Below are 14,489 nucleotides of genomic sequence, written 5' to 3'. Positions count from 1 at the left end.
ATCGTTCGTCTTTATTTATTTCTTAATTAATAATGAAATTCTTCACTTTCTTTTCTAAAAGGATAGCCTTTTACTAGTAATGGTGCTTTGGTTAAAGCTGTAAATACCACAAATATGAACAGTCCAGCAAAAAGCAACACCGAACTAATTTCTGGAATACCAATAAACCATCTGTCTCCAACTGTTGCAGGCATAATCATGTTGAATACATCAATGTAGTGCCCAAATAGTATAACTAAACCTGTCATAACAACAAACCAAGGTATTCTTTTGTAATCTGCATTCATCAACATTAAAATTGGGAACACAAAGTTTAAGACCACCATACCTAAGAACGGTAATTTGTAATCGTTAAAGCGGCTTATAAAGTAAGTAACCTCTTCCGGAATATTTGAATACCAAATAAGCATAAATTGTGAGAACCACAAGTATGTCCAGAATATACTCATAGCAAACATAAACTTAGCGACGTCGTGAATGTGGTTTTCATTTACGAACTCTAAATAGCCTCTTGATTTTAGGTAAATAGCCATTAATGCTATTACTGTAATGCCACTTACAAACATACTAGCGAACACGTACCACCCAAATAACGTAGAAAACCAATGCGGATCAGCACTCATTATCCAATCCCAAGACATCATTGATTCCGTGTAAATGAAGAATACTAGAAAACCTGCGGAAATTCTAAATAGCTTTTTAAAGTTTTTCTTATCGTTAGCTTCGTCTTGGGCCACCGAGAATTTACGAGCAAACTGACGGTATAATACCCAACCAGCGATAAAAATAGCACCACGGATAGCAAAACCAGTAATGTTCAACCAGCTGGACTTACCTTGTATTAATTTATCGTGTTCTACAACTTCGGGGTCCATCCAAACGAAAAGGTTGTAATGCCCAATAGTTCCTGATGCTAATGCTATTAGCAATACAATTACTGCTCCTGGCAACAAATATGCGGTAATACCTTCCATAACTCTAAATAGTACGGGCGACCAACCTGCTTGAGATGCAATTTGAATGGCATAAAAGGCCAAAACACCTAGTGCAATCATCATAAAGAAAAAAGCCGCAACATATAATGCAGACCATGGACGGTTAGCTATTTGGTGCTGAACATGCTCAACATGTTTAGCGTGGGCATCTACTTCTGCATGAGCTTCTTCACCGTGAGCTTCTGCAGCATGGGCGTCATGAGATGGTGCTGCATGTGCTGCTTCCTCTCCATGTCCACCACCATGATGTGTTTCTTCTGCGAGTATCTGCTCAACCTCCTCAAAAGTTTTGTGAGAGGTCATAAAACCATAGCCTACTCCTAATAGCCCCAATACCATTAGAATGATAGAAAATGTCTTTAATTTATTTGAAAATGTGTACATATCTATTATAATCTTATCAGTCTTACTTTTCTAAATCAGCTTTTAACTTTAACACATACGATACTACTTGCCAACGTTCTTCTTCGTTTAGTTGGTTAGCATAAGATCCCATCGCGTTTTTTCCGTAATAAATAGTGTGGTAAATACTTCCTTCAGTGATTGCTCTACCGGCATCGTCATAACTTGGAATACCTAATATCTTTTCGCGCTTTACCAAATTACCTTGGCCATCACCTTTGTTTCCATGGCAGATACCACAATAAATATCGTACAATTCTTTACCGCGCTCTAAATCAACACTTGTTGAATCTAATGGACTGGTTAAAGTGGTCTTAGCCAAAGTATAACCTTCGGTTGTGTTTTCAATATCAAAAGGCACAAACCCTCTTGGTATAGACCCCTCGGCTGGCAACTGTGCTTCCACCCCATTAGGAAATGCTGCTTCTCCGTATGTTTCATAACCAGCAGATTCATACATATTAGGCATAAACTGATAGTTTGGTGCTGTGCTTTTATTACATGATACAGCCACTAAAACGACTGCTATAGTTACTATTTTAATTAAGCTTTTCATACTATTATTAATGGGCTTTATCAACTAAATTAACTTCAACTGCACCGGTTTCTTTAAGCAAACCTGCTAGCTCTTCTTCGTTACCGCTAACTGCGATTTCCATTAAAAAATGGTCATCAGTAGTTCTTGGATCAGGGTTCTCCGCTTTTTTGAATGGCCACATTCTACTTCTTAGGTAAAATGTAATAACCATTAAGTGAGCAGCAAAAAAGACCGTAAGCTCGAACATGATAGGCACAAAGGCTGGCATGTTTTCTAAATAGCTAAAACTTGGCTTTCCGCCTATGTTTTGTGGCCAATCTTCAATCATGATAAAGTTCATCATGGTGATAGCAACGGTAAGACCTACCAAACCATATAAAAATGACGTGATGGCAATACGTGTTGGTGCTAAGCCCATAGCTTTATCTAGCCCGTGAACCGGAAACGGTGTATATATTTCTTCAATGTGATGCTTTGCTGACTTAACTTTTTTAACAGCCGACATTAAAACATCATCATCGGTATAAATAGCGTGAATAACTTTTGAAGCTTCCATTGACTATAATTAGTTTATTAATTTTTTAGCTTGACCTGCCCAATCATCACGTTCAGCCCTTCCTGGGAAAGAACCTGTAATGCTATCTAACAAGTCGTATTCTTTTTTGGTCATTTTACTAACTTGAAGGAAGGTATAAATACCTATGCTGTTAAGCACTTCCTCCATTTTAGGTCCTACACCACTTATTTTCTTTAAATCGTCAGGGGTTTGCGTTGCTGGATCGTAAGAACCTATGCTTCCAAGTAAACTACTTACCTTTTCTGATTTTTCTTCCTCTGAAACTTCATCAACCGTATTAGCAGTTACTTTAGCTGCAGGAGAAGATGTTCGTTCATCAGCACCTGTTCCTACCAAACTTTGCCCTGATTCTCTTAAGTTTTTGTATCGCTCACCAGAGGATTTCAAAATCGTCTTAACCTCAGCCTGCGCAATTACAGGGAATGTTCTTGAATAAAGTAGGAATAACACAAAGAAGAAGCCTATGGTTCCAATAAAAATTCCAATATCAACAAAGGTTGGTGAGAACATTGTCCATGATGATGGCAAATAATCTCTATGCAATGACGTTACGATAATTACAAAACGTTCAAACCACATTCCTATATTAACTACAATTGAAATAAAGAACGAGAACATAATGCTTGTTCTAAGCTTCTTGAACCACATAAACTGTGGAGAGAAAACGTTACAAGTCATCATTGCCCAGTATGCCCACCAGTAAGGACCAGTTGCTCTGTTCAAGAATGCATACTGCTCATATTCCACTCCAGAATACCAAGCAATAAATAACTCAGTAATATAAGCTACACCTACGATAGAACCCGTAATCATGATTACAATGTTCATCAATTCGATGTGCTGTACCGTAATATAGTCTTCAAGGTTACACACTTTTCTCATGATAATAAGAAGCGTGTTTACCATGGCAAATCCAGAGAATACCGCACCCGCAACGAAGTAAGGCGGGAAAATTGTGGTGTGCCATCCTGGAATCACCGATGTAGCAAAGTCGAATGATACAATGGTATGTACCGAAAGAACAAGTGGTGTTGCTAAGCCTGCAAGTACCAATGATACTTCCTCGAAACGTTGCCAATCTTTGGCACGTCCAGACCATCCAAAACTCAATAACGAATATATTTTCTTTTGGAATGGTTTAATAGCTCTGTCGCGTAACATAGCAAAATCTGGCAATAAACCGGTCCACCAGAATACCAATGATACCGATAAATATGTAGAAATCGCAAATACGTCCCATAATAACGGCGAGTTAAAGTTAACCCACAACGAACCAAATTGGTTTGGAATAGGCAATACCCAATATCCTAACCATGGACGACCCATGTGAATAATAGGGAACAACCCCGCTTGAACTACCGAGAAGATAGTCATCGCCTCTGCAGAACGGTTAATTGCCATTCTCCATTTTTGACGGAATAATAATAATACTGCAGAAATAAGTGTTCCCGCGTGACCAATACCTACCCACCAAACGAAGTTAGTAATATCCCAGGCCCAACCTACGGTTTTATTTAAACCCCAAGTACCAATACCCGTAGATATTGTATATAGTATGCATCCAATACCCCAAAGAAAAGCGGCTAGTGAAATACCAAAAACTATCCACCATTGTTTATTTGCTTTTCCCTCTACAGGCTTTGCTACATCCACAGTAACGTCGTGGTATGATTTTTCGCCTGTAACTAAAGGTCTTCTAATAGGTGCTTCGTAATGAGACGCCATAATTATATAATTGATTCTTTAATTAGATTTATGCTTCAGTTGTATTTCTCACTTTTGTTTGATATTGCACGTTTGGTTTTGTTCCAACATGCTCTAACAAGTGATACATACGGTTATCTTCTTTAAGTTTTGCAACTTTACTTTCCTTGTCGTTTATGTCTCCAAAAGTCATCGCTCCACTACTACAAGCCGCAGAACATGCTGTTTGGAATTCACCATCTTTGATTTCACGTCCATCTCGTTTCGCATCAAGAATGGTTTTTTGTGTCATTTGGATACACATAGAACATTTCTCCATAACACCACGAGAACGTACAACAACATCTGGATTCAATACCATACGACCTAAATCGTCGTTCATGTGGTAATCGAACTCATCGTTTCCGTTGTAAAGGAACCAGTTGAAACGACGCACTTTATATGGGCAGTTGTTAGCACAATACCTTGTACCTACACAACGGTTATATGCCATGTGGTTTTGACCTTGACGACCGTGAGACGTTGCCGCTACCGGACAAACCGTTTCACATGGCGCGTGATTACAGTGCTGACACATTACTGGCTGGAATGCTACTTGTGGATTTTCTGAAGCATGTTCCATTTCACCAAATTCACTTAACGAGCTCCCTAATCCAGAAATGTTATCCTTTTTCTCATCATCACCAGCAAAAGACTCTTCAGATGAATAATATCTATCAATACGTAACCAGTGCATATCACGGCTACGACGTACTTCAGACTTACCAACTACTGGCACGTTGTTTTCTGCATGACAAGCAATAACGCAAGCCCCACAACCTGTACAAGCGTTTAAGTCGATTGACAAGTTGAAATGATGACCAATTGAACGGTCGAACTCATCCCACAAATCAACTTCAGGTGAAGTTACTGGTGTTTCCTCATGGTTTAATGATACCGCAGGAACAGCATTCCAATATTTTTTATCTTTAGTATTGAATACTTCTAAAGTAGTTTCCTTAACAATATCGCCACGTCCCATTAAGGTATTGTGCAACTGAACACATGCAAATTCATGTTCTCCAGAAGCCGCCTCAACAGTAACGTTTTGTACATTGTTGAAATTTTGGTACAGTGGATAGGCATTTACACCTGTTTGCATTTCCTCTTTCAAGCCCAATGTTCTTCCGTATCCAAAAGAAAGTCCTACAGAACCTTTAGCCTGACCAGGTTGAATAATTACTGGTGCAGTAACGGTTACGCCATTAACTGTTACGTTGGCATAGCTACCATTTAAAGCTCCATTAGCCACATGGTTGTTAACCAAGCCCAACGCATCGGCATCAGCTTTTGAAACGGTTAAGTAATTATCCCAAGACGCTCTTGTAATAGGGTCCGGGAATTCCTGCAACCATGGGTTATTAGCCTGCTGGCCATCGCCCATTCCAGTTTTAGTATATAATGTTAACTCTAACCCTTCAGATTTAGCAGAAGCAGCTAGTGCTCTAGCAGCATTACCAAAAGTTGAAGTCGTTGTTTCCTCTTCTTCTACAACTTCAGCAGTTTCTTCAACCGCTGACTCTATCGAACCAACATACACTCCATCATGAAGCGCTTTATTGAAAGAACCTCCTCCTAAAATAGAAGAACCCCATGCATCTTTTATATAATCGTGGTAAGACATATCGTTATCTGTCCATTTCAACAATGCTTCTTGAAACTGTCTTGTATCAAATAACGGGCGAATTGTTGGCTGCGTTAAAGCATAATGCCCCTTTTTAAATTCAACATCACCCCAAGACTCTAAATAGTGAGGTGCTGCACCAATGTATTGTGCTAAAGACGACGTTTCGTCCACTTTCATTGAAAAAGCTACTGATAATTCAGTTTTTTTCAATCCTTCAACAAAATCAGCCGCATTTGGCAAAGAATATACAGGATTAACACCACTTGTGATGATAGCCCCTACTTTTCCAGATTTCATATCCGAAACCAGCTGAGCTACTGCTTTATCATTACCTTGTCTTGTTTTTACAGGTGTATTTGGGTCAAAGGCTTTACTACCTAAGGCTTCATTAATTTCAAAAACAACAGTTTGCGCATTAACATCTTGAATTCCTGTTACAACTACAGCATTACTTCCAGCCTTTTTGAGTTGCGAAGCAGCCTGCTTTACGGCTTCTTCAGCTTTTTCAGGTAGACTACCTGACACTGAACCTCCTACAATATAACTATGCAGCTTAGCTAATGCTATTTTTTGTTGCGATGGAGTTAATGGCACACGCTTGTCGGCATTAGCACCTGTTAACGACATATTTGCCTCAAATTGTACGTGGCGCGACATTTTACCATGATCGGGAACTCTATTTTTAGCATAACCAGAATCGAATCCGCCACCTTGCCAATCTCCAAGGAAATCGGCACCAACAGACACAATAGTCATAGCTTTAGCAAAATCGTAATTCGCTAATCCGCGTTCTCCATATTTTGCTTGGTAAGCATCAATTGCCACAGATTCTGAAACAGCATCATAAACGACATGACGAACATTACCATATTTTCCCTTAAATTCTGATATCAACTTACTTGTTGAAGGACTGGCAAAAGTCTGGGTCAATAATACGATATCTTTATTAGCAGCAGCTATACTTGTTAGCTTTTGCTTTGTTTCTGCATCAAAATTGCTCCAAGAAATAGACTCACCATCCTTTTTCGGCCCCTGTACCCTCAAGCTATCATACAAACCAAGCACCGATGCGTTAACTCTAGCATTGGCACTACCATTTGTAGCAGCCATCTCATTATTTTGAATTTTTATAGGACGACCTTCGCGTGTTTTCACTAAAACACTGGCAAAATCGAAACCATCAGCAATAGTAGTCGCATAATAGTTTGCAACACCAGGGATAATCTCGGTAGGTTGCACCACGTAAGGTATCGATTTTTTAACCGGCCCCTCACAAGCCGCCAAAGAGGCAGCAGCTGTAGTAAACCCTACATATTTTAAGAAATCGCGACGAGTAGTTGATGAAGATTCTAACGCATCCTTATCACCTAAAAATTCATCAGTTGGAATCTCATTAACAAACTCGTTTTGTTTTAGCGTCTCAACAATAGAGCTATTTTCATTTAGCTCTTCAACACTTTTCCAGTATTTCTTGTTTGATGACATATGATATAATTGAATTACTTCTTATTAATTATTAATAGTGACATTTACCACATTCAAGACCACCCATTTGAGCAGCAGTCAATTCGTCTACACCGTACTTTTTAGAAAGCTCTTCGTGTATTTTTTTGTAGTAAGCATTGTCTTTTACGGCCACATTGGTTTCTCTATGGCAATTGATACACCATCCCATTGTAAGTGGTGCATGCTGATAGAGCACTTCCATTTCCTCAACAGGACCGTGACACGTTTGACATTCAACACCAGCAACAGTTACGTGCTGTGAATGGTTAAAGTATGCAAAATCTGGTAAGTTATGAATTCTAACCCATTTAACTGGCTGGGATTCTCCAGTATATTTTTGATCGGCATCACTCCATCCTGCAGCAGCATATAATTTTTGGATTTCGCCGTCATAAAACTCTTTTGAGTATTCAGGTGACGTTTCTCCGTTGTATTCATAAATAGACTTGTGACAATTCATACACACATTTAACGAAGGAATACCTGAAGTTTTACTTACCCTTGCTGAAGAGTGACAATATTTACAATCGATACCGTTATCACCTGCATGTATTTTGTGCGAAAAATGAATAGGCTGCACAGGCTGATATCCTTGATCAACACCTACCTGCATTAAATACCCATATGCAAAATAAGCACTTGAAAGCAAAAAGAATATAGCCACCACAATCATTAAAAACTGATTTTGCACAAAAGCTTTCCATAATGGCGTTCTAGTAGTTGCTTCTGGCAACTCTATATTTTGAGCATCAGCAAAACGACGAAGCGTTTTATTAACCAAATAAAGCCCAGCGGCTAAAAGAATGAATAAAATAGCTAAAGCACCTAAAATAATTTCATTTGAAATCCCTCCACTTGAGGAAGCACCACCAGCTTGCGCACCCGAAGCAGCTGCTGCCGTTTCTGCTGGCACAGCTTTTTCCTCAGCCGTGTAGGCCAATATGTTATTTATGTCTTCATCTGACAATTGCGGAAACGCCGTCATGGCCGCCCCTCCAAATTCATTGTAAATCTTGTTGGCGTAAGCATCGCCAGATTTAATAACAGCCGAACTGTTTCTAATCCAAGCATGAATCCATTCCCTATCCAGACCCTGCTCGTCAGATAAGCGCGCTTCAACATGGCGCAGTGCCGGACCTGTCATTTTTTTATCCAATTTATGACATGCCGCACAGTTGGCATTAAATAAAGATTTTCCTTTTGCTGGATCTCCATCTTGAGCCGACAGAGAGGTTGTGAACGCTAATAAAAAAATTAAGCCTAATCGAAGTAAGTTTTCGCTCAATTTGCGGTGAATCACCTTTCTCATATTGTTGGTTATATTAACTTCTAAACTTTGGTATGATTTTTTCATTTACTAAAATAGTAAAAATACAGTTAAAAAAATCTGTCGCAAAAGTAATATTAAAAGTCCATTTTAGAAATGTTACAGAAGTGTTAATTGTTAATTTAGAGCAATTCTAAATAATAAAAACCAACACTTTTAAGTTTATTACTTATACATTTGCGAAAATTATTTGATAATGAAAGTATTGAACATAAAATTACGTTTTGCACCCCTTTTGGTATGCCTTTTAGTTAGTGTTTATAGTTTTTCCCAAGAAGGAAAGGTTGAAGTAAACCACGATAAAAAGATTGATGTTTTGTTAAACCTGAAAAAGGAAATGAACAAAAGTGACAACGATTCTGATCGCTATAAAATACAGGTTTACTCTGGCAACCGTTCTGGAGCACAAAACGCACAGAATGAATTCAGCAACACTTTTAGCGACTGGAGTTCTTCAATGCAATACGAAACACCAAACTTTAAGGTTTGGGCTGGTAATTTTAGAACAAGACTAGAAGCAGACCGCGCTTTACAACGCATAAAAAAAGAATTTCCAGCGGCTTTTATTTTTAAACCAAAAAAATAAACTTTAGGAATTTTCAAAAACAAAAAAAGCGACTATATAGTCGCTTTTTTATCTTTATTTTATTTAACTATTACCTTTTTCAGCAATCTCCCCTGCCCAGTTTCGATGAGAAAAAAATAAATTCCCGAGGGCAATGATGTCACGTCAACCCTTTCAAAACGGGTATCTTGACTAACAATCTCATGTCCACTTATGTCGAGGACGCTTATATTTTTTACAATTAATGTCGTCTGGATGTTTACCGAATGTTTTGCAGGTATAGGGTATAAATATATATCGCTTTCTAGATATGTATTTAAGAAAGACAACAACTCATCCTGCACATCGCCCATTAAGGTTGCATTCGAGGCATTTAAGTCACCACCACATTCACCTAAAGTTACACCATTGTTCTCTACCCAAGTTCCTAAGGTCAAACTGGGTGGATTGGGTTTGGAATCTGAAACATTAGTATAAATAACATAGGTTGATGTAAAATTACCATTACCATCATCAGCAAGAAACTCCCACACATTATTGGCTTGGCTCCATGCTATTTTAAACTCGCAAGTGCCTATACCTCCACAAGCTTGTTCTCCATCTAATGGCGCGGTAATATATATGTTTCTGCCAGTATCATCAACATCTGCAAGATTAAAAACGTAGTCTTGGTCTTCAAATAACGGATGACAACCGTTGAAAGTAATTTGGGAAAAAGCCACAAATGAGACACCAAATAAAAAGATTAGAATAACCCGTTGTGCATTTAGGCAATATTGATTTTTAGGTTATTGATATTTCTGTTGAATTCAAACATGTTTATATATTGAATGACCGTCATAGCTGTAATCTTAGACAATATTCGGTTTTTGAACCCCTCAAAAGATTTAGCATAATTCCTTCGAATCATAAATTGGTCACAAAGTTGGGAGAACAAAGTTTCAATACGTTTTCTGGATTTCTTGAAGATATACGGCTGCTCCCTATAGTTATGTTGATTTTTTCTCATAGGGGTTTCTAGCCTAATATTATGGGATTCAAACAAATTTAATTGATGTTCCGCTGACAAATAACCTCTGTCGCCAAGCAATACACAATCACTTAATTGGTGCCTTATATCCTTTAAATAGTTGATATCGTGTACAGAAGCAGGACTAATGTCCATGCTTTCTATAACACCCTGCGCAGAACAGACAGCATGCAGCTTATACCCATAATAATGGCTTGATTGACTCGCACAGTATCCTTTTTCGGGCAGACTGTATCCCTGTTCTTTACATATCTTGCTCCTAGAGCTTCTTGATAATTTACAGACCTCTAAAGGCATGCTGTCAACGATATAACAATACTCGGATGTATTCAGCTTCTTTACCAATGCTTTTCGAAGTGATTCTCTAAATGGAAACAACTTACGCTTTCTTCTGTTGTAGACACTGCGCTCTATTTTTCTGGATAAACCAGCAGGTAGAATTCGAAAAAGTTGGCATTCACTATCAACACCCATATACTCTGATGTTAAATCTACAGCAATGAGTTCTTTATCTCTCAATTTAGGTTTGCGTATTTGACGTAAATAATCCATTTTACAATCTAATTCTTTTAAAACCTTGAGTATTTTGTCGTAATTTGTTTGAAAGTTGTGCATATAAATTATAGTGTGGTTACTACAATTTACTGCCTTTTAGCAGTTTGCACAACTTTTTCTAAATGCACAACGGGTTAGAATAGTAAATTTTTTCATGGCTTTAAGATCTAGATGGAAAAATACCTTGCAAACAGATAATGTAGTTTACTGTTCCATACGGCTGAATATTGTTTATGGGCTGCCCGTCCCCTTCAGGTTCTATCATTTCAGAATTCATTGTTGTATTTGGCGTGTCTTGTGAATACTCTTTGTCCAAAACTTTAGTTCCAGCTGGCAAATTACTTGTTGGTGTAGACTCTGTACCGTCTTCGGCAACAGCGTTTACCTGGTGACTATGCGAAGGCATTTGGGACACCGAAATGGTGTTTGTTTCAGTCCCTCCTTTCTGTCCTTGCACATATGTACTCAGCCCTGTGCCAGCACCAGGATGAATGGCGACTCTTCCTCTCAAATCGGGCAAGGCAAAGGTTGTTCTACCGTCGCCTCCATAGGTAGTCCCCAAAATTGAAAACAATGCTTGATTTTGACTGATTGGCAACAATTGCCCATCACAAAAAGCCCAATTTCTTGGTGCAAAATTTCCAGCAAACATCCTAATTTCACCTATAAAGCCTTCTTGAGCATTTGAGGTATTAATGAAACTCAATAAAAATAAAAAGATTAATACAGAAAGTGTTTTTTTCATAATAAAATGATTTAAAATTAATAGCTCCAATAAATATACACATAAAAAAAAGCACCTATCATTCAATAAGTGCTTTTCTCTATTGTTTGCCCTAAATAAAGGGTATTACATTACTTCAACTTCTTTTTAACTTCAACTTCATGGAAGGCCTCAATTATATCGCCTTCTTTAACATCGTTGTAATTTTTAATTTGCATACCACAGTCGTAGCCTTTGGAAACTTCCTTGACATCGTCTTTGAAACGTTTTAACGACGCCAACTCTCCAGTATGCACCACAACACCGTCACGAATCAATCGTACACCAGAGTTTCTTAGCACCTTACCATTGGTAACCATACATCCGGCAATAGTACCCACTTTAGAAACCTTAAAGGTCTCTCTTACTTCTGCAGTACCAGTAATTTCCTCTTTAAGCTCTGGAGATAACATACCTTCCATAGCATCTTTAAGGTCGTTAATGGCATCATAAATAATCGAGTAGGTTCTGATATCGATTTCTTCTTTATCAGCTATAGCTCGTGCATTTCCAACAGGGCGCACATTAAACCCTACAATAATGGCATCTGAAGCCGACGCTAATAGCACATCGCTTTCTGTGATGGCACCAACGCCTTTATGTAAAATATTTACCTGAATTTCTTCAGTCGATAATTTTTGGAACGAATCTGTGAGGGCTTCCACCGATCCATCAACATCACCTTTAAGGATAATGTTCAGCTCTTGGAAATCGCCTAGTGCAATTCTACGACCAATTTCGTCTAGCGTAATATGGCGCTGTGTTCTTACCGATTGCTCGCGTTGCAACTGTGCTCGCTTGGCTGCTATTTGCTTGGCTTCACGTTCATCTTCGAAAACGTTAAACTTGTCACCAGCCTGAGGTGCACCATCAAGACCCAAAATAGACACTGGAGTTGATGGTCCGGCAGCGTTAACATCATGACCTCTTTCATCGTGCATAGCTTTTACTTTTCCGCTATGCTGACCGGCCAAGACATAATCTCCAACTTTTAAAGTTCCAGCTTGAACCAATATCGTAGACACATAACCTCTACCTTTATCTAAATATGCCTCAACCACTGTACCTACAGCAGGTTTCTTAGGGTTTGCCTTAAGCTCTAACAACTCAGCTTCTAGCAATACTTTTTCTAAAAGATCCTGAACACCCGTACCAAATTTTGCAGAGATATCGTGAGACTGGATTTTACCCCCCCAATCCTCAACCAAAAGGTTCATGTTTGCCAATCCCTCTTTAATTTTATCGGGGTTAGCATCGGGTTTATCAATTTTATTGATTGCAAAAACAATTGGAACCCCTGCTGCCTGAGCATGCGAAATGGCCTCTTTGGTTTGAGGCATAATATCATCATCTGCAGCCGCTACAATAATTGCAATATCCGTTACTTGAGCACCACGAGCACGCATCGCGGTAAAGGCTTCGTGACCAGGTGTATCCAGGAAAGCTATTTTTTGTCCGTTTTCTAAAGTTACACCGTAAGCACCGATATGCTGGGTAATACCACCTGACTCTCCTGCAATTACATTTTCTTCACGGATATAGTCCAAAAGTGAGGTTTTACCATGGTCAACATGTCCCATTACGGTAACTATTGGCGCTCTTGGCTCTAGATCTTCTGGTTTGTCTTCAACTTCTTCAATAGATTCTTCAATATCGGCCGTTATAAATTCAACCTTATATCCAAATTCTTCTGCAACAATAGACAAGGTTTCGGCATCTAACCTTTGGTTCATGGTTACCATCATACCAAGCGACATACATGCCGATATAATTTCGGTGACACTAACATCCATCATAGTTGCAACTTCGCTCGCCGTTACAAATTCGGTAACTTTAAGTGTTTTGCTATCAGCAGCTTCCATTTGCTGATCAAGCTCAGTTTGCTCTCTGTGCTGATCTCTTTTATCTCTTCTGTATTTAGCGCCTTTACCTTTACTTGATTTACCTTGAAGTTTTTCAAGTGTTTCACGCACTTGTTTTTTTACATCTTCTTCGCTAGGCTCTTCTTTTACAGTATTTCTACGACCTTTTCCTTTAAAGCGATCGTTTCCTCTTCCGCCTCTATTGTCGTTTGGACCTCCTGCCTTACTGATTCTGCGACGCTTTCTTTTTCCAGATTTCCCAGCGTCTCCAGATTTAGAGTCCGGCTTTTTATCTTCCTTTTTCTTTTTAGGCTTATTAAACTGTGATAAATCAATTTTATCACCAGCTATTTTTGGCCCAGACAATTTTTGATATTTGGTTTTTACCTTTTCATCGGGTTGAACCAATTCACCATCAACCAAAACCTTTTTAGGAGCAGCCTTAGGTGCTTCTTCTTTTTTCTCCTCTTTAGGCTTTTCTTCCTTTTTAGGTTTTTCTTCCTGTTTTGGAGCTTCTTTCTTCGCTTCTTCTTTTTTAGCAGCAGCTTTTGGCTCAGGCTTTTCTTCTGGCTTGTCTTCTTTCGGACTTGGCTTTTCGGCAGATTTTTTTGAATCTAAATCAATTTTACCAACTGTTTTAGGTCCAGAAAGAGGTTTTGACGCCTTAACAATTTCCTCTTGTTTGGCTTTTTCTTTGGCTTCTTCTTCCTTCTGCTTGGCCTCAAATTCTTGTTCGCGCTTAATACGCAAATCTTCCTTTTCCTTTTGCTTAGCCTCACTTACTTTTTGCGACCTTATTTTCTTGTTGGCATCCGTCTCAAACTCATCGGAAAGGACATTGTAAGTTTCCTCCGAAATTTTGGTCGTTGGACGCTTCTCTATTTCGATGCCCTTCGAATCTAAAAATTCGACAGCACGATCTAGCGAAATGTTCAGTTCGCGTAATACTTTATTTAATCTAATTGTTTCAGCCATAAATTGCCTTTAAAATACTCAAAT

Annotated in this window: 11 protein-coding genes; 1 reads left to right on the top strand and 10 read right to left on the bottom strand. The window is 38.7% G+C overall.

Features of this window, described 5'->3' with window-relative positions; translation table 11 throughout:
• Positions 1–26: 26 nt before the first annotated feature.
• From GSB9_02318 to GSB9_02313, 6 genes are read right to left on the bottom strand one after another with little or no spacing between them, the layout of a single operon-like run.
• Positions 27–1,379, bottom strand: coding sequence for a quinol:cytochrome C oxidoreductase (locus GSB9_02318; protein UKM65747.1), 1,353 nt, complete (start codon positions 1,377–1,379; stop codon positions 27–29).
• Positions 1,380–1,401: 22 nt separating this feature from the next.
• A complete protein-coding gene (locus GSB9_02317) occupies positions 1,402–1,953 on the bottom strand; it encodes a cytochrome c (protein ID UKM65746.1) in 552 nt (183 codons plus the stop codon).
• Between the two features lie 7 nt (positions 1,954–1,960).
• The gene (locus GSB9_02316) at positions 1,961–2,491 is read right to left on the bottom strand and encodes a DUF3341 domain-containing protein (protein ID UKM65745.1); all 531 of its coding nucleotides are present in this window, start codon (positions 2,489–2,491) and stop codon (positions 1,961–1,963) included.
• 9 nt (positions 2,492–2,500) lie between these two features.
• Positions 2,501–4,237 (bottom strand): polysulfide reductase NrfD, encoded by a 1,737-nt coding sequence (gene nrfD, locus GSB9_02315; protein UKM65744.1) that lies wholly within the window; start codon positions 4,235–4,237, stop codon positions 2,501–2,503.
• 28 nt (positions 4,238–4,265) lie between these two features.
• Positions 4,266–7,367, bottom strand: a complete 3,102-nt coding sequence (locus tag GSB9_02314; protein ID UKM65743.1) for a TAT-variant-translocated molybdopterin oxidoreductase — start codon at positions 7,365–7,367, stop codon at positions 4,266–4,268.
• 31 nt (positions 7,368–7,398) lie between these two features.
• The gene (locus GSB9_02313; GenBank protein UKM65742.2) at positions 7,399–8,697 is read right to left on the bottom strand and encodes a c-type cytochrome; all 1,299 of its coding nucleotides are present in this window, start codon (positions 8,695–8,697) and stop codon (positions 7,399–7,401) included.
• A 214-nt stretch (positions 8,698–8,911) separates the two neighbouring features.
• Here GSB9_02313 and GSB9_02312 point away from each other — a divergent pair, with 214 nt between their 5' ends.
• The gene (locus tag GSB9_02312) at positions 8,912–9,301 is read left to right on the top strand and encodes an SPOR domain-containing protein (protein UKM65741.1); all 390 of its coding nucleotides are present in this window, start codon (positions 8,912–8,914) and stop codon (positions 9,299–9,301) included.
• A 59-nt stretch (positions 9,302–9,360) separates the two neighbouring features.
• Here GSB9_02312 and GSB9_02311 read toward each other — a convergent pair whose 3' ends face one another.
• The 4 genes from GSB9_02311 to infB form a co-directional block, all read right to left on the bottom strand.
• A complete protein-coding gene (locus tag GSB9_02311) occupies positions 9,361–10,002 on the bottom strand; it encodes a T9SS type A sorting domain-containing protein (protein ID UKM65740.1) in 642 nt (213 codons plus the stop codon).
• Positions 10,003–10,046: 44 nt separating this feature from the next.
• On the bottom strand, positions 10,047–10,925 hold the full coding sequence (locus GSB9_02310; GenBank protein UKM65739.1) for an IS982 family transposase: 879 nt from the start codon (positions 10,923–10,925) through the stop codon (positions 10,047–10,049).
• A gap of 100 nt (positions 10,926–11,025) precedes the next feature.
• Positions 11,026–11,610, bottom strand: coding sequence for a tail fiber protein (locus tag GSB9_02309; GenBank protein UKM65738.1), 585 nt, complete (start codon positions 11,608–11,610; stop codon positions 11,026–11,028).
• A 110-nt stretch (positions 11,611–11,720) separates the two neighbouring features.
• Positions 11,721–14,465, bottom strand: a complete 2,745-nt coding sequence (infB, locus tag GSB9_02308) for a translation initiation factor IF-2 (protein UKM65737.1) — start codon at positions 14,463–14,465, stop codon at positions 11,721–11,723.
• Positions 14,466–14,489 lie beyond the last annotated feature (24 nt).

Source organism: Flavobacteriaceae bacterium GSB9, from assembly GCA_022749295.1.
Lineage (GTDB): Bacteria > Bacteroidota > Bacteroidia > Flavobacteriales > Flavobacteriaceae > Flavisericum.
Note: the sequence above shows the minus strand (reverse complement) of the source record. Positions and strands in the feature narration are given on the sequence as shown.